The sequence below is a fragment of the Janthinobacterium sp. GW821-FHT03A03 genome, assembly GCF_059421435.1.
The window spans coordinates 875,534-894,381 of the sequence record NZ_JBWKUZ010000001.1 but is presented as its reverse complement, the minus strand read 5'-3'; the positions used below and the strand labels follow the sequence as shown (position 1 = coordinate 894,381).

The following is an 18,848-nucleotide window of genomic DNA, read 5'->3' as shown; positions in this document are numbered from 1 at the left end:
TGGGCGTAAACGGACTGTATGCGTCGGACGTGGGCATGTTGCGCAGATGCCAGTGCGTATGCTTTTGTTACAAAATTGAATCGTGCTTCCGGGGGCGGGGGTTTATATTGAAAACGTCTCCGCTTTCAGTCAGCCTTGCCATGTCAGACGAAAAAGATCCCCAGCTTCGCTCTTCCACTGATTCTGCAGCGCCGGTGCGGCCTGACCGGGTGGGCCGCCGGGCGCCCGATGATGAGCACCGTGCGCGCGACGCGGCACCCCGCTACCTGAAGGATAATGACACGCCGCTGGCGCTGGCCTGGCGGGTGATCTCGTCGCGCTACCGCTCGATGCGCGACAAGGCCAGCCGCGATTTCATGCGGCGCACCCTGCGCATCGGCATCTCGGCGCGCATTTTCCACCCCGAGCCGGGCGCCACCGGCCTGCGCAGCAAGAACCTGCAATACCTGGAAGAGTCGATTGCCCAGTGGGTCATGTCGCGCGACGTGCTGGTGTTCATGATCCCGACGGTCAATACCAGCGGCCTGCTACACCCGAGTAACATCACCCTGCGCCACTATGCGCGCCACCTGGACGGCCTGGTGCTGCAGGGCGGCGCCGACGTCTCGCCGCAGACGTATTCCGAGACGGCCACGCGGCCCGAGTGGAGCGGCGACCGCGCGCGCGACCTGTACGAACTGGAACTGCTGCACGAATTCGTCGATGCGGGCAAACCCGTGCTGGGCATTTGCCGTGGTTGTCAACTGATCAACGTGGGTTTTGGCGGCACGCTGTACCAGGACATCGCCTCGGACGTGGAGGGTGCCACTTCCCACGTCAATGACTTGTATGACCGCCACCGCCACAGCATCGTCTTCCCGAAAGGCTCGTCGCTGGCAGGCATGTTCCCGAAGACAGGCGAGGCGCTCGTCAATTCCATCCACCACCAGTCGGTCAAGGACCTGGGGCGCGACATCACCGTGGAAGCGTATTCGCAAGGCGACAATATCGTCGAAGCCATCCGCTACCAGCGGGCGCGCTTCGTCATGGGCTTGCAATGGCACCCGGAATTCCATTCGGCGGGCGGCGTCGAGCTGCTCGATTGCACGCCCATCCTCGATAACTTTTTGCGCGCGGCGCGGGAGACGCGGTTTTGAGTACGCATCTGATCCGCCGGCGCACGGTGCTGGCCGGTTTGCTGGCGCTGCCCCTGGCGGGCTTGCGCGCGGCGCCGCGCCCGCATGAGGGCGCGCTGCCGTTTGCGCTGACGTCCGCCACGCGCGCGCGCACGCTCAAGGCGCGGGTGGCGCCGGCCATCGCCGAACAGGTGGTCAAGGCGGCGCGCAAGGACGCGGCGCGGCCCGTGCACCTGATGGCCGAAGTGCGCACGGGCGGCTTGCTGAAGGGGGAGGGCGGACGCGAAACCAGCCAGCAGGCGCAGGAAGACTGGCGCCAGGCGCGCTTGCAGGCGCTGGCCTGGCGCCTGTCGGGCGAAATGCCGCATTTCGAGGCGGCGCGCCAGCTGCTGCTGGCCTGGAGCGGCGCCTACCAGCCGTCGTTCAGCCCCGTCGACGAGACGGAGCTGGCCAGCCTGCTGATGGGTTTTGATTTGGTACAGGAGCGCTTGAACGGCGTCGAGCGCGAGCAGGTGCAGGCGTTTTGCCGCACCCTGGCGCAGGGTTATCTGAGCGATCCCGTCAAGGTCGGAGGCCCGTCCACGGCGCGCAACAACTGGCACAGCCACCGCATCAAGATTGGTACCGCCGCCGCGTATGTCACGGGCGACGCCTTGCTGGTCGCGCGGGCGAAGGAACGCTTTCTGGCACATGTGCCGCGCAATATCGGCGCCGGCGGCATGCCCTTCGACTTCGAGCAGCGCGACGCCCTGCATTACACCACCTACAGCCTGGAGCCGCTGCTGACGACAGCCCTGATGGCGCAGGCGCACGGCGACGACTGGTATGGCGCGCCGGAAGCGCGGCGCCTGGGCGAGGCGCTGGCCTGGCTGGCGCCGTATGCGCAGGGTAAAAAGACGCACGAGGAGTTCGCGAAAAGCGCCGTGCCCTTCGACCGCAAGCGCGTGGCGGCCGGAGAAAAGGGATTTACAGGGAATTGGGAGCCGAAGGGCGCCGCCAATGTGTACCTGCTGGCGGCGCGCTTCGATCCCGCTTACCTGTCCCTGGCGCTGGAATTGCGCCCGCCAGCCTGGGCGCTGGCGCTGTACGGCAGTGAATTAAAACTTATTGGTTAAAACTTCGTGCGCACGGTGAACATCACATTGCGCGGTTCGCCGTAAAAACCCGTCTGGAACAGGCCCAGTCCCGTGAAGTACTTCTTGTCCAGCAGGTTGTTCACGTTGAGGCTGGCCGTGACATTCTTGCTGATCTCGTAGCGCGCCATCAGGTTGACCAGCGCGTAGCCGCCCTGCTTGATGCGTGCATTGTCCTCGATGGCGGGGTTCCAGATATTGCCGTAGTAGCTGCTTTGCCAGTTGATGCCGCCACCGACGGTCAGCTTGTCCAGGCTGGCGGGCAGGCGCCACGTGCCTTGCACGCGCACCAGATGGGCAGGCTGCGTCGTTTGCAGCATGGTGGAAAAGACATCCTTGCCATCCGCGTCGCGCACGTGGGTGTAGGTATAGCCGGCGCTCAGCTTCACATCCTTCATCACCTCTCCCGTCACCTCCATTTCCACGCCGCGGCTGGTAACGCCGTCGATGGCTGTATACGCTTCTTCGCCGTTGACTTCGCCCACAGAGCTGGCCACGTTGCTCTGGCGTATCTGGAACAGGGACGCGCTGGCATTGACCTTGCCATCGAGGTATTCGGCCTTTACGCCCGCCTCCACACCCTTGCCGCGCACGGGGGCGAGGACGTTGCGGTTGATGTCGCGGTTGCTCTGGGGGGCGAAGATGCTGGTGTAGCTGCCGAACACGGAATAGGTCTTGTCGAGGTCATATACGACGCCCGCATATGGCGTGATGACCTTGCTTTCCTCGATGCGCGAGGTGATGCGCGCGGTCTTGGGGTCGAAGAAGCTGCGGTCCTGCTCCTGCTTGTAGTTGCTCACGCGCGCGCCGACGATGACGGACAGCGCGTCGGCCGGATGCAGGCGCACGGCGCCATACAGGCCGCTCTGGCGCGTGCTGTCGTTGTCGTTGCCCAGGCGCATGAAGGCCGGTTCGGCGTACTGGCCGCGCCAGTCGAAATAGCTGCCTGCGACGGGCGGGTAGACCGATTCGTAGACGGGGCCGTCCTGCTTCGCGCTGGAATGGGAGTAGCCTAGCATCGCTTCATGGCGGCGGCCGAAGGCGGTAAACGGCCCGCTGGCGTCGACGTTGACGGTGGTCTGGCGGCGGTCGCCCTTGTATTTGCCCATGAAGAAATAGGCGCCTTCGCCCGTGACGGGGTCGGGATTGCCGCCGCTGGCCGAACCGAGCACGCTGTCATGCTTGCTGCGCAACTGGTTGGCGCTCAGTGTCAGTTTCCACGCGTTGGCGAAGCTATGCTCGACTGAGGTGAACAGCGTGGTGTTCTGCATGTCGCGGCGGCTCCAGCCGGTGGCCGGATTCCACGCGGTGGGGAAATCCGTGCGCGAGCCGTCGGCCAGCAGCACGGGGAAGCCCGTCCAGGTCGAGCCGCGCGGCTTGTAATCCTGGTGCGTGAAGCCGGCCGTCAGCAGGGTGACGGGTGTCAGGTCCGCCTCGATGATGCCGTAGGCGACGGATTTCTGCTGCGTGTAGCGGTCCAGGTAGGCGTGTTTGTCCTGGTAGGCGCCCACCAGGCGGCCGCGCACCGTGCGGCTGTCGTTCAGGGGGCCGGAGACATCGGCTTCGCCGCGGTAGTTGTCCCACGATCCCGCGCCCAGGGTGGCCGAACCCTCGAAGCTGGCGGTGGGGCGCTTGCGCACCATGTTGACGGTGGCCGACGGGTCGCCCGAGCCGCTCATCAGGCCCGTCGCGCCCTTCAGTACTTCGATGCGGTCATAGATGGCCATGTCGCTGTTGGTCGTGCCCCAGTCGTAGACGCCGTCATAGATGGCCGATACGCCGTCGTACTGGAAATTGGTGACGGCAAAGCCGCGCGCCTGGAAGCTCCAGCGGTCGCTGTCGTAGTTTTGCACGCTCACGCCATTGACGTTCTTCATGACGTCGGAGACGGCGTTGCTGTTCTGGTCATCCATCTGCTGGCGCGTGACGATGGTCAGCGACTGCGGCGTTTCGCGCTGCGTCAACGCCAGGCCCGTGGCGCCGCTGGCGGGCCCGCCCGTGTAGCTGCCCGTGCCGCTGGTGGCGGCGCTGCGCTCGGCCGCCGCCACCACGGTGACGCCGCTCATGACAGCCACGCCGCGGCTGTCCGCCGTGGGTGCGCTGGCACTGGCGGGGATCTTTTGCAGCAGGTAGCCGCCATTCGCCTGCGGCACGGCTTGCAGGCCGCTGCCGGCCAGCAGCGCGCGGAAACCATCGTGCAGGCTGTAGCTGCCTTGCAGGCCGGCGCTGTGCAAGCCTTGCGTGGTGTCGCTGGAGAACGACAACAAAATGGCGCTGTCGCTGCCGAAGCGCGTGAGCACGTCGCCCAGCGCGCCGGCCGGAATGCTGTAGGCGCGTACTTGCCGGCTTTGCGCCTGGGCTGGCGCCGGCAGGGCCAGGGCCATGCCGATCTGCGCCAGGGCGCAGGCCAAAACGGTGCGGGTAAGGAGGGAACGCGAAGCGTGGTGCATGGAATAAAGCCTTTCGTGGATGCGCAAGATGGAAACTACCTCTCTACCAAGTCACGCGAGCACGGTAAAACAGCTCACTTTGCAGAAAATATTTTTCAGCGGGCAGCCAGTTCGATGCGCACCACCTGATGGCCCCAGAAGCGCGTGACGGTATTGCGCCGCAGTTGCAGGCTGGCGCAGACGGTGTCGAGGACGGCGCCGACGTCGGCCAGCGGGTAGGAGCCGGACACGCGCAGGCCGGCGATGGCGGGCGTGCTGCCCAGCGGATGGTCGCTGTAGCGCGACAGCTCGGCGAGGAAATCGGCGAGGCGCATGTCGCGCGCCACCAGCATGCCATCGAGCCATGCGCCGCCATAGGGCGCCAGCGCCTGGCGGTGCAAGTCCGCGCTGTCGAAATGGGCGCCATCGCCGGGACGCAGCAGCAGGCGCTGGCTACCGTCATCGGCCAGCACGGCGACGGCGCCTTCGAGCACGCCGGCGCTGGCGTATTGCTCGTGCAGGCGCACGGTGAAACGCGTGCCCAGCGCCTGCAGGCTGCCGTGCGGCGTGCCGACGAAGAACGGCCGTTGCGCGGCATCCTTGCCGGTGGCGATGAAGATTTCGCCGGCCAGGAGGTCGATGCGGCGCTGCGCGCCGCTGTAAACGATATTGACGGCGCTGCTGGTGTTGAGCGTGAGCTGCGTGCCGTCATCGAGGGTCACGACGCGGCGCTGGTTGACGCCCGTGCGGTAATCTGCCATCCAGCCGCGCTGCGGGCTGCGGCGTTCGAACGCATACAGCGAGGCGCCGCAGGCCAGCAGCAGGGCCAGGGTCTTGACGGCGTGGCGCCGCGGCGCATTCGCTTGCATGCAAGCGCGCAGCAGGCTCGCGTGCGCCGCGGGCGGCAGGTGTTCGTGCTGCGTTTGCAGCTGCTGCCACGCCTGTGTGGCGCTGCCGGCCCGCTGCAGATGGCGTTTTACCGTGGCCAGCGAGATGCCGAGCTGGCGCGCGATGTCTTCCTGCGGCAGCTCGTCGAGCTGGCGCAGCAGGAAAGCCCGTTTCACAGGCGGCGGCAAGCCGTCGAGCATGCGGTCCAGTTCAAACAGCGTGGACAGCAGCAGCGCGCGTTCCTCGGGCGACGGCGCATGCCGGGGCGGCAGCTGCGCCAGCACGTCCAGGTAAGCCTGTTCGAGTTTCTGGCGGCGGTAATGGTTGAACAGCACGCGCTGCGCCACGGTGGCGAGAAAGGCGCGCGGCTCGCGCGCGGCGACGGCGTCTTCGCGGTCGAGCAGGCGCATGAAAGTATCGTGCGCCACATCGGCCGCGCAGGCCGTGCTGCCGAGTTTTTTGCGCAGCCAGCCCTGCAGCCAGCCGTGGTGGTCGGCATACAGTGTCGCGATGTCGTGGCGTTGTAGCGGCTTTGCCAGCGGCATCGCATTCCCCTTGCGCTTTTAAACAATAATAAGAATCATTCTCATTGTAGCAAGCGGGGGAGGTGGCTGTAAATGACGGGAACGGCGGGTGTGGTTTTTTTGGTTGACGCTGCTGAATGCCGGGGTCTGACCCGGCGGGCCAGACTGCATGGACGCGACGTCGCTTCGGCCAGGCTGTAGGTCGGATTAGCGCGCAGGCGCGTAATCCGACGCCACCACTGGCGCTAACAATATTGTCGGATTACGCTCTATGGGCTAATCCGACCTACGCTTCCAGCGCGTGCCGTGTCAGTAATTCATGGGTTCGCCCCGGAAGCAGCGGATGGCCGAATCGACCATGCCCTCGGCGCTGCCCTGCAGGCTGTGCTGCTTGCGCAGGTATTGCGCATCGCTCCACTGCTTGGCCACGTCCGACAGGTGTTTCAGGGCCGGCGTGCTGCCCAGCGCCTCGGCGTGCGGCTCCATCTTGCGCAGGGTGGTCATGATGTCTTCGCGCAGCGACATCGTTTCGTAGGTTTTCGGATGCGTGATGGCGCCATCGAGGCCGAAGCGGCAGGCCTGGAAGCGGTTGTAGTTATATACGAGGTAATCGTCTTCCACGGGCGGCGCTTCGCGCCGTTCGAGCAGGTAGCGGCACAGGGCTTGCAGGTAGGCGGCCAGCGCGGCGGCCCGCTCCACCGTCAGCGGCGTGTCGCACACGCGCAGTTCGATGGTGCCGAATTCCGGCTTGGGACGGATATCCCAGTAAAAATCCTTCATGCTCTTGATGATGCCCGTGTTCTCCATCTTGGCGAAATACTCGTTGGAGAACTGCTCCCAGCTCAGCGTGAACGGCGCGCGTCCGCTCATGGGGAACGCAAATACGGAGTTCAGGCGGGCCGAATCGAACAGGGTGTCGCGTCCCTGCACGTAGGGCGAGGAGGCCGACAGGGCGATGAAATGGGGGATGTAGCGGTTCAGCGAATGCAGCAGGAACATGGCGTCGTCGCCCGAGGCGCAGCCGATGTGCACATGCTGGCCGAAGATGGTGAACTGCTTGGCCAGGTAGCCGTACAGTTCCGAAATCTCCTGGAAGCGCGGCTTGGAAAAGATCTTTTGCGACGACCATTGCTGGAACGGGTGTGTGCCGCCCCCCGCGATGCCGATATTGAGCTTGTCGCCCGCCGTGATCAAGGTGTCGCGGATTTCCTGCAGCTGTTCCAGCAGGGGGCCGTGATGCGTGTGCACGCTCGAGTTGATCTCGATCATGCTCTCGGTGATTTCCGGCGTGACGTTGCCGGGAAACGGTTTTTTTCCCAGCAGGTGCAGCAGGTCGGGGCTGGCGGCCGTCAGGTCATAGTCCGACAGGTTCACCAGTTGCAGTTCGAGTTCGACGCCGAAGGTCAGCGCGGCCGATTGGCCAAAGGGTTCCAGCGGCATTTAGCGCTCCTTGATTTCGTGGGTTTCTTTTGCCAGCATCAGCACGCGCTGCACCAGCACGGGACCGACCAGTTCCAGGCCCAGGGTGACGGCGGCCAGGGCGTTCAATTCGTCGCCGAAGTTCACGCCGTGCTGGCGCGCGTGCTCGAGCAGCAGGATGATAAAGACGGAGACGGGCGTCAGGGCCACGCCCGTCAGCACCCCCTTGCGCCAGGAAATGCCGCTCACATGCGAAAACGCGGCCACGCCGACGACTTTCGTCAGCAGGCGTCCGCCAACGACGGCCAGGGCCAGGGTCGCGCCAGCCGTTACGCTGGCCCATTCCAGTGTCGAGGCGGCATACACGAACAGCAATACCGTCAGCAGTTCGCCCAGCGCGCCGAAATTGCGCTGCGCCTGGCTGAAGGCGACGCGGCGGTGGCGCGCCACCAGGCCGAATGTCAGGGTGGCCAGCAGCGGCGACAGGCTGGTGGTGTAGGTCAGCGCGACGAGCAGCATTACCGACAGCGCGAACGCCACGGTGGCGTCCTGCGCCATATTGCCCAGGCGGCGCAGCATGGCCGGCACGACGATGCCGAAGACGGTGCCGGCGGCCACCGAGGCGGCCAGCACGGCGGCGCTGCTGCTGGTCGCCTCGATCAGGTCGGTGGAGCTCTGGAACATCCAGAAGCCGATGATGATGTTGAAGGTGAACACGGCCAGCACGCAATTGAGTGCCGTCAGGTGGACGATGCGTTCCGTGACCTGGCCCGAACTGCGTTCTTCGTTGATGACGCGCATGATGGTGGCCGGCGAGGTGGACATGGCCAGGGAGGCCAGCAGCAGCGCCGTCATCGAGGTGGTGCCGAATTCGATGCCGATGAAGTAGACGACGGCAAATGTGAACAGCGATTCGACCAGGCCGGTGACGGCGATCCACGGGTTGTTCTTCAGCCAGCGCAGGTTGATGCGGTAGCCGACCTCGAACAGGATCAGGCCGAAGGCCACGTCAGCCAGCACCAGCATGGGGCCGGCGTCCGTCTGCGGCAGGATACCCACCTGCGTCTGCGCCAGGATGAAGCCGATCACGCCATAAAAACTGATGCGCGGCAGGCCCGTCCAGCGGTGGCCAAATTCGCCCACCACCCAGGCCAGGGTAATGGCGAATGGCCAGGACAGGTCGGCGGCGATCGAGAGGAGACTTTGCATGCTCATTCCTTTGAAATAGCGCTGGCACCGGCCGGCAGCATGGGAGCTGGCGCGGCAATGTCGTGGTGCAGCGATGGTGCATTGTTTGCGCAGAGCGATGCGCCGATTCTACCGGAGCAGAAGGCGCGCACAATGTGCGCAATCGAACAGTGCCGCGGCCATGGCGGCCGCGCACAAGATGCAGCAAATTGGGGCGGGGCCGATATCAGCCTATGGTACCCGCCCGCAGCGGAGATGCTCCGCACGGTAGTTCTGCACCGCAGTGTACGGCATGGCGGCGGCATGCCGCCATGGACTTTTTGTTGCGTGCTCTTATTTACTGAGCAGACGCATGCCCCGTTCCAGCCCGTCGATCGACAGGGGGAACATGCGGTTGTTCATCAACTGCCGCATCACGCCGATGGACTGGCGGTACTGCCATAATCCTTCCGCTTCCGGATTGAGCCAGATGAATTTCGGGAACGCCTGGGTAAAGCGCGCCAGCCACGCCGATCCGGCTTCCTCGTTGTTGTATTCGACGCTGCCGCCCGGCTGCAGGATTTCGTAGGGGCTCATGGTGGCGTCGCCGACGAAAATCAGCTTGGTGTCGGGCGGGTATTTGCGCAGCACGTCCCAGGTGGGAAAGCGCTCGGCGTTGCGGCGCCGGTTGTTCTTCCACAGGTAGTCGTAGACGCAGTTATGGAAGTAAAAGAATTCCATGTTCTTGAATTCTGTCTTCGCCGCCGAGAACAGTTCCTCGGTGCGTTCGATATGGTCGTCCATGCTGCCGCCCACATCAAACAGCATCAGCACCTTGATGCGGTTCTTGCGCTCGGGACGCATCCTGATGTCGAGATAGCCCGCGTTGTTGGCCGTGGCGGCGATGGTGGCGTCGAGCGCCAGCTCGTCTTCCGCGCCTTCGCGCGCGAACTTGCGCAGGCGGCGCAAGGCCACCTTGATGTTGCGCGTGCCCAGTTCGCGCTCGCCGTCGTAATCCTTGTAGCTGCGCGCTTCCCATACTTTCACGGCCGTGCGGTTGCCGCCCTTGCCGCCGATACGGATGCCTTCCGGATTCGTGCCGCCATTGCCGAACGGCGAAGTGCCGCCCGTGCCTATCCACTTGCTGCCGCCCTCGTGGCGCTCCTTCTGCTCCTTCAGCAGCTCGTTCAGGCGGTCCATCAGCTTGTCGTAGCCGAATTTTTCCAGCTGCGCCTTCTGCTCCTCGGACAATTCGCGCTGCATGCGTTTGAGCAGCCAGTCGAGGGGAATCGCCGCGTTCGTGTCGAAGGCCGCATTGACGCCCTTGAAGTACTGGGCAAAGGCGCGGTCGAACTTGTCGAAATGGGCTTCATCCTTGACCAGGGTCAGGCGCGCCAGATAATAGAAATCGTCCATCGAGGCGTCGATGACATTCTTTTGCAGCGCTTCAAGTAGCGTCAGGAATTCCTTGATCGAGACGGGAATCTTCGCATCCTTGAGCGTGAAGAAGAAATCAATCAGCATGGTGCTTCCTCTGTCCCAGGGTCTCCCAAGCGGGGCAGTGCGGCGATGGGGCGCTGCGCCAGCTTGTAGCGCAGGTGGGCGGCAATTTCGGGCCATTCGCCGCGCGTGATGCTGTACATGACCGTGTCGCGCACGGTGCCGTCGCGGCGCAGCGCATGGTGACGCAGCACACCATCCCTTTTCGCGCCCAGGCGTTCGATGGCCGCCTGCGAAGCATGGTTGAAATTATCGGTGCGAAAACCTGCCAGCGCGCAGCCGAGGGTATCGAAGGCGTGCGCCAGCAGCAGCAATTTGCAGGTGGTGTTGACGTGGCTGCGCTGGCAGCGCTTCGCATACCAGGTGTAGCCGATTTCCAGGCGGCCTATGTTAGGCACCACGTCGTGGTAGCTGGTGGTGCCGATAACGTCGCCGCTGGCCGCGTCGATGACGGCAAAGGCGAAGCGCGCAGGGCGCATCTCGATGGCCTTGAAGATGTACTGGTCCACCTGGTCCGGTTCGGGCACGGAGGTGACGCGCAGATTCCATAGTTCGCCATCCATGGCCGCCGCGCGCAGGCCCGGTGCGTGATGCGGCGCCAGCGCTTCGAGGCGGATGCCGTGCAGTTCCAGGGGGACGAAGACCTTGTCCGGGCTGATGTCGTTCACCGGCGCTCCTTAGCGGTTGGTGCGCGACATGAACATCAGGCGCTCGAACAGGTGCACGTCCTGTTCGTTTTTCAGCAGCGCGCCGTGCAGGGGCGGCACGACGGCCTTGTTGTCCTTGCTGCGCAGCGCTTCGGCAGGGATGTCCTCGGCCAGCAGGAGCTTGAGCCAGTCGAGAAATTCCGACGTCGACGGCTTTTTCTTCAGGCCCGGCACGTCGCGCACTTCGTAGAAGGTTTGCAGCGCCTGCGCCAGCAATTCCTGTTTCAGGTGCGGGTAGTGGACGGCGACGATCTGCTCCATCGTATCCTTGTCCGGGAATTTGATGTAGTGGAAGAAGCAGCGGCGCAAAAAGGCGTCCGGCAATTCCTTTTCATTGTTCGAGGTGATGATGACGAGCGGCCGGTGGCGCGCCGTGACCATTTCGCGCGTTTCGTACACGTAGAATTCCATGCGGTCCAGTTCGCGCAGCAGGTCGTTCGGGAATTCGATGTCGGCCTTGTCGATTTCGTCGATCAGCAGCACCACCGGCTCGGGTGCCGTAAATGCCTGCCACAGCACGCCCTTGACGATGTAGTTCTGGATGTCGCGCACGCGCTCGTCGCCCAGCTGCGAATCGCGCAGGCGCGACACGGCGTCGTATTCGTACAAGCCCTGCTGCGCCTTGGTGGTCGATTTGATATGCCATTGCATCAGCGGCATGTTCAGCGCGGCGGCCACTTCCTCGGCCAGCATGGTCTTGCCCGTGCCTGGCTCGCCCTTGATCAGCAAGGGGCGCTGCAAGGTCAGCGCCGCATTCACGGCCAGTTTCAGGTCGGCGGTGGCGACGTAGCTGTCGGAACCTTCGAAGCGGAGGCTTTGCTGGGGGTGCTTTGCTTGCATGAGCGGTCTGCCAAAGAAATGAAAGGGTGAGTATAAACAGAACTGCGGCGCGGCGTCACGCCGGTGGCCTGTACCCACCCGCACACAATGCGGGTTTTATAGGTGGACTTGCAAGAATATCTTGGCTAGAATCGGCAAGCAGCAGATTAATTGTCAACACATAAAATCAATAAAAACCAGCTCTGGCGTTTCTCCGATTACCTTTGTTCACTTTGCCACTATGAAAAAAATATTTGCACTTCTCGTGCTTGCCGGCATCGCAAATGCCGTCACAGCGGCTGACATTGTAGGAAACGCCAAGGCAGCCACTGCCAAGGTGGAAATGTGTATCGGTTGCCACGGCATTCCTGGCTACAAGGCGACCTTCCCCGAAGTATTCCAGGTGCCGATGATCGGCGGCCAGTCGGCGAAATACATCGAGAATGCGTTGCAAGCCTACAAGAAGGGCGATCGCAAACACCCCAGCATGAAGGGCATCGCCAGCAGCCTGTCGGATCAGGATATCGCCGATGTCGCCGCCTATTATTCGCAACAAGCCAAGCCGAACTGAGGACCAGCCAGATGATGAAAACACTACTCGCCGCCCTGGTTTGCGCCACCGCCTCGTTTTCCGCCCTCGCTGCCGGCAACATCAACACGGGCAAGGCCCTGGCGGAAAAATACAGCTGCGCCACCTGCCACGGCAAGGATTACGGTTCGCCCATCGACCCTTCGTACCCGAAACTGGCGGGCCAGCACAAGGATTACCTGGAACATGCCCTGACGGCGTATAAACGGGGCGACAAGGCCAACGGCCGCAACAACGCCATCATGACGGGCCAGGTCAAGCCGCTGACCAATCAGGACATCAAGGACCTGGCTGCCTACTTCCACAGTCTGCCGACCACCCTGGTCATCCACCGCTGAGTTCTGGCCTTGCTCAGGCCTTGATGCCGACCCGGCGCGCCAGCTTGTGCAGGTTGCTGGCGTCGAGTCCCAGTTGGCGCGCAGCAGCGGCCCAGTTATCCTGATGCAGGGCCAGCGCTTGCCGGATGGCTTGACGCTGGCTTGTTTCCACGATTTGATGCATGCTGAGCAGTGGCGCCGCCGACGTGCCGCACGCTGCCGGCACGGTCGCCATCGCACCCGCGCCGGCCGGCGGCTCCAGCGCATCGAGGTCAAGCATATCTTTCTCCAGCGTTACAATCTCCTTGCGGTCCGCACCGCGGATCACGGCTTTCAGCGCGGCCCGGCTGATCACATGCTCGAGTTCGCGCACGTTGCCCGGCCAGCGGTAGTGGCATAGCGCGTCTTCCGCCGCGGCCGACAGGCGCAGGCTGCGCAAGCCCAGGCGTGCGCGGTTCAATTCCAGGAAGCCACCGGCCAGCAGCAGCACGTCGTTGCCCCGTTCGCGCAGCGGCGGAATCGGCACGGGATACACGGATAAACGGTGATACAGGTCGGCGCGGAACGTGCCGTCGCGCACATGCTCGCGCAGGCTGCGGTTGGTAGCGGCGATCACGCGCACGTTGACCCGGCGCGGCCGATCCGCGCCCAGGCGCTGGATTTCGCCATTTTGCAAGGTGCGCAGCAGCTTGGCCTGGATGGACAATGGCAATTCTCCCACTTCATCGAGAAACAGCGTGCCCCCTTCGGCCGCCTCGAATCGCCCCGGCCGGTCGCTGACGGCGCCGGAAAAGGCCCCCCGTACATGGCCGAACAGCTCGCTTTCGGCCAGCGATTCGGGCAAGGCCGCGCAATTGACGTGAATCAATGGTTTTCCCGCACGGCGCGACAGCCGGTGCAGGCGGTGCGCGCACAGTTCCTTGCCCACGCCCGTTTCGCCCAGCAGCAGCACGGGCAGTTCGGAATCGGCCACTACCTGCAATTCGTGCAGCAGCTGTGTGATGGCGCCGCTCTGGCCCACGAAGTCGTGTTCCTCGCGCGGCGCCTGCGCAGCGGCCTGCATGGCGCCGCCCGACAGGCGCAGGGCGCGGATTTCCGTCTCCAGCCGGGTCACGCGCACGGCCGCCTCGATGGCGCAAGCCAGTTCTGCGAGTTCGCGCTGCGCAGTGGTATCGAAGGTGCCGACGCGCAGGGCGTCGAGGGTGATGACGCCCCAGCGCTCGCCCTCGAGGTCCAGTGCCATGCCCATGCAGTCATGCACAGGCAGCGGCTCGCCGGCCCGCTCGGCGATCAAGCCATCATAGGGATCGGGCAGGGAACTGTCGTGATGAAAGCACAACACGCCGCGCCGCTGCAGGATGGCGGCCAGGCGCGGATGGTCGGCGACGGAAAAGCGGCGTCCCAGCGCATCGCTGGCCAGGCCCGCCATCGCCACGGGGCGCAGATGCTCGCCGTCGAGTTTCAGCAAGGCCACGGCCTCGCAGCCGAAGTGCGCGCGCAGGCTGCCGACCAGGCGCTGCAGGCGCACGGCCACGGGCAAGTCGGCGACCAGGTCGGTGAGCAACAGCAGGTGGGTGGCGGAAGTGGTCATATTCACCATGAATGGTATATGCAACCATGTCCGGCCAGGGTTGTAACTACCCTGCATTTTTCAAATCATTGATTTAAAACAAGTTTTTCCTGGCACGCCGTTTGCGTAGGTAAGGGGGCCAAACCGGCATACAAGACCAAGGAAAGCCTGATGAAAACGACTCCCTCCCTCCGCGCCATTGCCGCCGCCGTCTGTGTCCTGGCCATGCCCCTGTCCGTGCAGGCCCAGGCGAGCCTGCCGGCCAGCGCCGCCGCCACTGCCGCCACTGCGGCCAAACCTGCCGCCGCCACGCTCAAGCGCTATGAGCTGCAGACCAATATCGTCGACGGCAAGATGGTCTTCATCGATGCCAAAGGGCAGGTCAATCCCGTGCTGGCGGCCAAGGTGGGCGACACGGTCGAACTCGTGCTGAAAAGCGGCGAAGGCGCCGAGCACGACCTGCTGATCCCGGAACTCAATGTGGCATCAAGCAAATTCAGCGCCAACAGCGGCAGCACCACCGTGCGCTTCAAGGTCACGCGCGCCGGCACGTTCACCTATTACTGCTCGATTCCCGGCCACCGCCAGATCGGCATGGAAGGCAAGCTGGAAGTCGCCGGCACGTCGCTGGCCGAAGCCGGGACGCCGAAGGCCGCCGGCGCCGGCAGCGCAGCGGGCGAATCGAGCCAGGCCGCCGCGCTGGCCCTGTACACGCCCGCGCCGTCGCCGATGCGCGGCCCCGATCCGTCGGCCGTCAGCGTGGCGGCCAATCCGGCGCAAGTGCCTTCCGCCATCGGCGCGCGCGCGCCGCAAACCCTGAAATACCGCATGGAGACGGTTGAATTGCCGGGCAAGCTCGATGACGGCACCAGCTTTACCTACTGGACCTTCAACCGGCAAGTGCCCGGCCCCATGCTGCGCGCGAAAGTGGGCGACACGGTGGAACTGACCCTGTTCAACGCCAGGGACAGCAAGATGATCCACTCGATCGACCTGCACGCCGTGACGGGCGGCCATGGCGGCGGACAGCATACGCAGGTGGCGCCGGGGCAGGAAAAGACCGTCACCTTCAAGGCGCTCAATCCGGGTCTGTTCGTCTACCACTGCGCCACGCCGCTGGTGCCGCAGCATATCGCGGCCGGCATGTACGGCATGATCCTGGTCGAACCGGAAGGCGGCCTGTCGAAAGTCGACCGCGAGTATTACGTGATGCAGGGCGAGATGTATACGGGACGTCCACACGGCGCGCCCGTGCACCAGGAACCGAACCTGGAAAAAATGGCCAATGAACTACCCGACTACTACGTCTTCAACGGCGAAGTTGGGGCCCTGAGCAAGACGCACAAATTGCAGGCGAAAGTCGGCGAGACGGTGCGCATCTATTTCGGCGTGGGCGGCCCGAACAAGATTTCATCGTTCCACATCATCGGCGAGATCTTCGACAAGGTGTACAGCGAAGGCTCCATCAGCAGCCCGAAACACGACGTGCAAACCACCTTGGTGGCGCCGGGCGGCGCGACCATCGTCGAACTCAAGGTACAGCATCCTGGCAGCTATCTGCTGGTCGACCATGCGCTGTCGCGCGCCGGCAAGGGCGCCGTGGGCGTGCTGGAAGTGACGGGCGAAGCCGTGCCCGGCGTCTACCACGCGGGCGCCGTCCAATAAAACAACCCCCCATTCATCATCAAGGAACTGTTATGGAAATGATCGAACAATCCCTGGGCCAGCTGGCCCGCCGCATCCCCGGCGCCACGCGCCTGTTCGATGCGCACCGCCTCGATTTCTGCTGCGGCGGCAACAAGACCCTGCGCGCGGCGGCCGAAGCGGCCGGCGTGGACCCGGCGCCCATCGTCAAGGAACTGGAAGTGCTGGCCGGACGGATTGACGCCAGCGGCGCGCGTGACTGGCAGGACGCTTCGGCCACCGAGCTGGTGGAACACATCCTGGCGCGCTACCACGCCGTGCATCGCGAGCAGCTGCCCGAGCTGATACGCCTGGCGCGCAAGGTCGAGCAGGTGCACGGCGACCGCGCCGACTGTCCGCACGGGCTGGCGGAACACCTGTCGGCCATGGCGCAGGAGCTGGAAAGCCACATGCGCAAGGAAGAAGACGTGCTGTTCCCCATGATCGTGCGCGGCCAGGGCCCCAGGGCCGGCGCGCCCATCAACGTGATGCGCATGGAGCATGACGACCATGGCGTGGCCTTGCGCGCGATGGAGGCGATGACGAACGACATCACCGCGCCGGCCGGCGCCTGCACCACCTGGCGCGCGCTGTACACGGGCTTGCGCACCTTCCGCGAGGATCTGATGGCGCATATCCATACTGAAAACAATATCCTGTTCGAGCGCTTTGCGCCGGCTGTGGTGCACTGACAAAGGAAAGACCCATGGGTCCCTACAAGAAACTCTGGTTCACCCTGATCGGTGTGCTGATCGTGACGTTCTCGCTGCTCGGCTATTACGGCACGGAAGTCTACCGGCAGGCGCCGCCGATTCCCGCGCAAGTGCTGGCGCAGGACGGCCGGCAGCTGTTCGACCGCGAGGGCATCCTCGACGGCCAGACGGCCTGGCAATCCGTCGGCGGCATGCAGCTGGGCTCCATCTGGGGCCACGGCGCCTACCAGGCGCCTGACTGGACAGCCGACTGGCTGCACCGCGAACTGACGGCCTGGCTGGAACTGGCCGCGCAAGAGCAGCATGGCAAGGCATACGCGGCGCTCGACGGCCCCGCGCAGGCGGCGCTGCGCGAGGCGCTCAAGCTGGAATACCGCACCAACCGGGTCGATGAAGAACAAGTACTGCATCTGTCGGCGCGCCGCGTGCAGGCGATGGCCAGCACGGCGCACTATTACGACCAGCTGTTCTCGGACGCGCCTTTGCTGCACGCCAGCCGCGAGCATTTCGCCATGAAGGAAAACACCCTGCCCAGCGCCGGGCGGCGCGCGCAGATGACGCAGTTCTTCTTCTGGACGGCGTGGGCTGCCGCCACCGAGCGTCCGGGCCAGAAAGTGACCTATACGAACAACTGGCCGCACGAGCCGCTGATCGGCAACCAGCCCAGCGGCGAAAACCTCGTCTGGTCGGTCGCCAGCGTGGTGGTGCTGCTGGCCGGCGTGGGTTTCCTCGTCTGGGGCTGGGCCTTCTTGCGCGACCATGACGAAGCGCTGCCGGCGGCCGGTCCGCGCGACCCGCTCACCACTTTCGCGCTGACGCCTTCGCAGCGCGGACTGGGCAAATACCTGTTCCTGGTGGTGGCGCTGTTCATCTTCCAGGTCTTCATCGGCGGCTTTACGGCGCACTACACGGTGGAAGGACAGCAGTTCTACGGCATCGACGTGTCGCGCTGGTTCCCGTATGCGCTTACGCGCACCTGGCATATCCAGGCCGCGCTGTTCTGGATCGCCACGGGCTTCCTGGCCGCCGGCCTGTTCCTCGCGCCCCTGATTAACGGCGGCAAGGACCCGAAGTGGCAGCGCCTCGGCGTCGACGTGCTGTTCTGGGCCCTGGTCGCGGTCGTCGTCGGCTCGTTTATCGGCAATTACCTGGCCATCGCGCAAGTGATGCCGCCCGAGTGGAATTTCTGGCTCGGTCATCAGGGCTATGAATATGTCGACCTGGGACGGCTGTGGCAGATCGGCAAATTCGTCGGCATCCTGCTGTGGCTCGTGCTGATGCTGCGCGGCGTCGTGCCGGCCCTGCGCCAGCCGGGCGGCGACAGGAACCTGCTGGCGCTGCTGACTGCGTCCGTGGGCGCCATCGGGCTGTTCTATGGCGCCGGCCTGTTCTACGGCGAACGCACGCATTTATCGGTGATGGAATACTGGCGCTGGTGGGTGGTGCATCTGTGGGTGGAATGTTTCTTTGAAGTGTTCGCCACCACGGCGCTGGCCTTCATTTTCTCGACCCTGGGCCTGGTGTCGGTGCGCATGGCCACGACGGCCAGCCTGGCGTCGGCTTCGCTGTTCATGCTCGGTGGCATACCCGGCACCTTCCACCACCTGTACTTTGCCGGCACCACCACGCCCGTGATGGCCATCGGCGCGAGCTTCAGCGCGCTGGAAGTGGTGCCGCTGATCGTGCTGGGCCATGAAGCGTGGGAGAACTGGCGCCTGAAGGAACGCGCGCCGTGGATGGAAAACCTGCGCTGGCCCCTGATGTGCTTTGTCGCCGTCGCCTTTTGGAACATGCTGGGCGCGGGCGTGCTGGGCTTCATGATCAATCCGCCCGTGGCCTTGTACTACATCCAGGGCCTGAACACGACTCCCGTGCATGCGCATGCGGCGCTGTTCGGCGTGTACGGCTTCCTGGCGCTGGGCTTTACCTTGCTGGTGCTGCGCTATTTGCGGCCCGATTACCGCTTCAGCCCTGCGTTGATGAAGACGGCGTTCTGGGGCTTGAACGGGGGCCTGGCGCTGATGATCTTTACCAGTCTGTTGCCGATTGGCATCATCCAGTTCCACGCCAGCGTGACGGAAGGCCTGTGGCATGCGCGCAGCGAGGCATTCATGCAGCAGCCGCTGTTGCAGAACCTGCGCTGGATACGTACCTTCGGCGACGTGGTGTTCATCGTCGGCGCGGTGGCCATGGCGCTGCAGGTGGTGCTGGGGTTGCTAAGGCCGCAGGTGAGCGAGGGCACGCGGCCGGCGGCTGCCGGCATACCATTGTGAGC

15 protein-coding genes and 1 pseudogene are annotated in these 18,848 nt (G+C 64.3%); 7 read left to right on the top strand and 9 right to left on the bottom strand.

The window, feature by feature from the left end; all coding sequences use genetic code 11:
• Nucleotides 1-140: 140 nt before the first annotated feature.
• Both AC07VI_RS04080 and AC07VI_RS04075 read left to right on the top strand, forming a co-directional pair.
• Nucleotides 141-1,136, top strand: a complete 996-nt coding sequence (locus tag AC07VI_RS04080) for a gamma-glutamyl-gamma-aminobutyrate hydrolase family protein (protein ID WP_086143723.1) — start codon at nucleotides 141-143, stop codon at nucleotides 1,134-1,136.
• Nucleotides 1,133-2,230 (top strand): alginate lyase family protein, encoded by a 1,098-nt coding sequence (locus AC07VI_RS04075; RefSeq protein WP_099420190.1) that lies wholly within the window; start codon nucleotides 1,133-1,135, stop codon nucleotides 2,228-2,230. Before AC07VI_RS04080 ends, AC07VI_RS04075 begins: the two co-directional genes overlap by 4 nt.
• Here AC07VI_RS04075 and AC07VI_RS04070 read toward each other — a convergent pair.
• From AC07VI_RS04070 to AC07VI_RS04035, 8 genes and pseudogenes are all read right to left on the bottom strand, one after another.
• A complete protein-coding gene (locus AC07VI_RS04070; protein WP_492995785.1) occupies nucleotides 2,227-4,698 on the bottom strand; it encodes a TonB-dependent siderophore receptor in 2,472 nt (823 codons plus the stop codon). The genes AC07VI_RS04075 and AC07VI_RS04070 overlap by 4 nt on opposite strands.
• A gap of 95 nt (nucleotides 4,699-4,793) precedes the next feature.
• Entirely contained in the window at nucleotides 4,794-5,438 is a 645-nt protein-coding gene (locus AC07VI_RS04065; protein WP_492996382.1) for a FecR family protein, read from the bottom strand.
• A gap of 189 nt (nucleotides 5,439-5,627) precedes the next feature.
• A pseudogene (locus AC07VI_RS04060) lies at nucleotides 5,628-6,110 on the bottom strand (sigma-70 family RNA polymerase sigma factor); the annotation flags it as partial.
• Between the two features lie 288 nt (nucleotides 6,111-6,398).
• Nucleotides 6,399-7,529 (bottom strand): YbdK family carboxylate-amine ligase, encoded by a 1,131-nt coding sequence (locus tag AC07VI_RS04055; RefSeq protein WP_086143727.1) that lies wholly within the window; start codon nucleotides 7,527-7,529, stop codon nucleotides 6,399-6,401.
• Nucleotides 7,530-8,717 (bottom strand): cation:proton antiporter, encoded by a 1,188-nt coding sequence (locus AC07VI_RS04050; RefSeq protein ID WP_172404640.1) that lies wholly within the window; start codon nucleotides 8,715-8,717, stop codon nucleotides 7,530-7,532.
• 312 nt (nucleotides 8,718-9,029) lie between these two features.
• The gene (locus AC07VI_RS04045) at nucleotides 9,030-10,199 is read right to left on the bottom strand and encodes a vWA domain-containing protein (protein ID WP_230538916.1); all 1,170 of its coding nucleotides are present in this window, start codon (nucleotides 10,197-10,199) and stop codon (nucleotides 9,030-9,032) included.
• Complete coding sequence (locus AC07VI_RS04040; RefSeq protein WP_086143730.1) at nucleotides 10,193-10,843, bottom strand: GNAT family N-acetyltransferase; 651 nt, start codon at nucleotides 10,841-10,843, stop codon at nucleotides 10,193-10,195. The genes AC07VI_RS04045 and AC07VI_RS04040 overlap by 7 nt, the downstream gene beginning before the upstream one ends.
• A 9-nt stretch (nucleotides 10,844-10,852) precedes the next feature.
• On the bottom strand, nucleotides 10,853-11,722 hold the full coding sequence (locus AC07VI_RS04035) for an AAA family ATPase (RefSeq protein ID WP_076566303.1): 870 nt from the start codon (nucleotides 11,720-11,722) through the stop codon (nucleotides 10,853-10,855).
• 220 nt (nucleotides 11,723-11,942) lie between these two features.
• On the opposite strand from AC07VI_RS04035, the gene AC07VI_RS04030 reads away from it, so the two are divergent.
• Together AC07VI_RS04030 and AC07VI_RS04025 are read left to right on the top strand one after the other, a co-directional pair.
• A complete protein-coding gene (locus AC07VI_RS04030) occupies nucleotides 11,943-12,272 on the top strand; it encodes a c-type cytochrome (protein ID WP_076566305.1) in 330 nt (109 codons plus the stop codon).
• 14 nt (nucleotides 12,273-12,286) lie between these two features.
• The gene (locus AC07VI_RS04025; RefSeq protein ID WP_099420197.1) at nucleotides 12,287-12,628 is read left to right on the top strand and encodes a c-type cytochrome; all 342 of its coding nucleotides are present in this window, start codon (nucleotides 12,287-12,289) and stop codon (nucleotides 12,626-12,628) included.
• A gap of 13 nt (nucleotides 12,629-12,641) precedes the next feature.
• Here AC07VI_RS04025 and norR read toward each other — a convergent pair whose 3' ends face one another.
• A complete protein-coding gene (gene norR, locus AC07VI_RS04020) occupies nucleotides 12,642-14,198 on the bottom strand; it encodes a nitric oxide reductase transcriptional regulator NorR (RefSeq protein ID WP_492995780.1) in 1,557 nt (518 codons plus the stop codon).
• Between the two features lie 150 nt (nucleotides 14,199-14,348).
• Between norR and nirK the strand changes: the two genes are divergently transcribed.
• The 3 genes from nirK to AC07VI_RS04005 are packed head-to-tail and all read left to right on the top strand — an operon-like array spanning nucleotide 14,349 to nucleotide 18,846.
• Nucleotides 14,349-15,842, top strand: coding sequence for a copper-containing nitrite reductase (nirK, locus tag AC07VI_RS04015; RefSeq protein ID WP_492995778.1), 1,494 nt, complete (start codon nucleotides 14,349-14,351; stop codon nucleotides 15,840-15,842).
• 32 nt (nucleotides 15,843-15,874) lie between these two features.
• Entirely contained in the window at nucleotides 15,875-16,552 is a 678-nt protein-coding gene (ytfE, locus tag AC07VI_RS04010; protein WP_086143732.1) for an iron-sulfur cluster repair protein YtfE, read from the top strand.
• A 14-nt stretch (nucleotides 16,553-16,566) separates the two neighbouring features.
• Nucleotides 16,567-18,846, top strand: coding sequence for a nitric-oxide reductase large subunit (locus AC07VI_RS04005; protein ID WP_492995775.1), 2,280 nt, complete (start codon nucleotides 16,567-16,569; stop codon nucleotides 18,844-18,846).
• Nucleotides 18,847-18,848: the final 2 nt, after the last annotated feature.

Excerpts from the sequence above, each read along its gene's own strand:
- AC07VI_RS04055 (WP_086143727.1), bottom strand. The coding sequence starts at position 7,529 with ATGCCGCTGGAACCCTTTGGCCAATCGGCCGCGCTGACCTTCGGCGTC.
- AC07VI_RS04030 (WP_076566305.1), top strand. The coding sequence starts at position 11,943 with ATGAAAAAAATATTTGCACTTCTCGTGCTTGCCGGCATCGCAAATGCC.
- AC07VI_RS04050 (WP_172404640.1), bottom strand. The coding sequence starts at position 8,717 with ATGCAAAGTCTCCTCTCGATCGCCGCCGACCTGTCCTGGCCATTCGCC.
- AC07VI_RS04035 (WP_076566303.1), bottom strand. The coding sequence starts at position 11,722 with ATGCAAGCAAAGCACCCCCAGCAAAGCCTCCGCTTCGAAGGTTCCGAC.
- AC07VI_RS04080 (WP_086143723.1), top strand. The coding sequence starts at position 141 with ATGTCAGACGAAAAAGATCCCCAGCTTCGCTCTTCCACTGATTCTGCA.
- AC07VI_RS04070 (WP_492995785.1), bottom strand. The coding sequence starts at position 4,698 with ATGCACCACGCTTCGCGTTCCCTCCTTACCCGCACCGTTTTGGCCTGC.
- ytfE (WP_086143732.1), top strand. The coding sequence starts at position 15,875 with ATGGAAATGATCGAACAATCCCTGGGCCAGCTGGCCCGCCGCATCCCC.
- AC07VI_RS04045 (WP_230538916.1), bottom strand. The coding sequence starts at position 10,199 with ATGCTGATTGATTTCTTCTTCACGCTCAAGGATGCGAAGATTCCCGTC.
- AC07VI_RS04065 (WP_492996382.1), bottom strand. The coding sequence starts at position 5,438 with ATGGCAGATTACCGCACGGGCGTCAACCAGCGCCGCGTCGTGACCCTC.
- AC07VI_RS04005 (WP_492995775.1), top strand. The coding sequence starts at position 16,567 with ATGGGTCCCTACAAGAAACTCTGGTTCACCCTGATCGGTGTGCTGATC.
- AC07VI_RS04025 (WP_099420197.1), top strand. The coding sequence starts at position 12,287 with ATGAAAACACTACTCGCCGCCCTGGTTTGCGCCACCGCCTCGTTTTCC.
- nirK (WP_492995778.1), top strand. The coding sequence starts at position 14,349 with ATGAAAACGACTCCCTCCCTCCGCGCCATTGCCGCCGCCGTCTGTGTC.
- norR (WP_492995780.1), bottom strand. The coding sequence starts at position 14,198 with ATGACCACTTCCGCCACCCACCTGCTGTTGCTCACCGACCTGGTCGCC.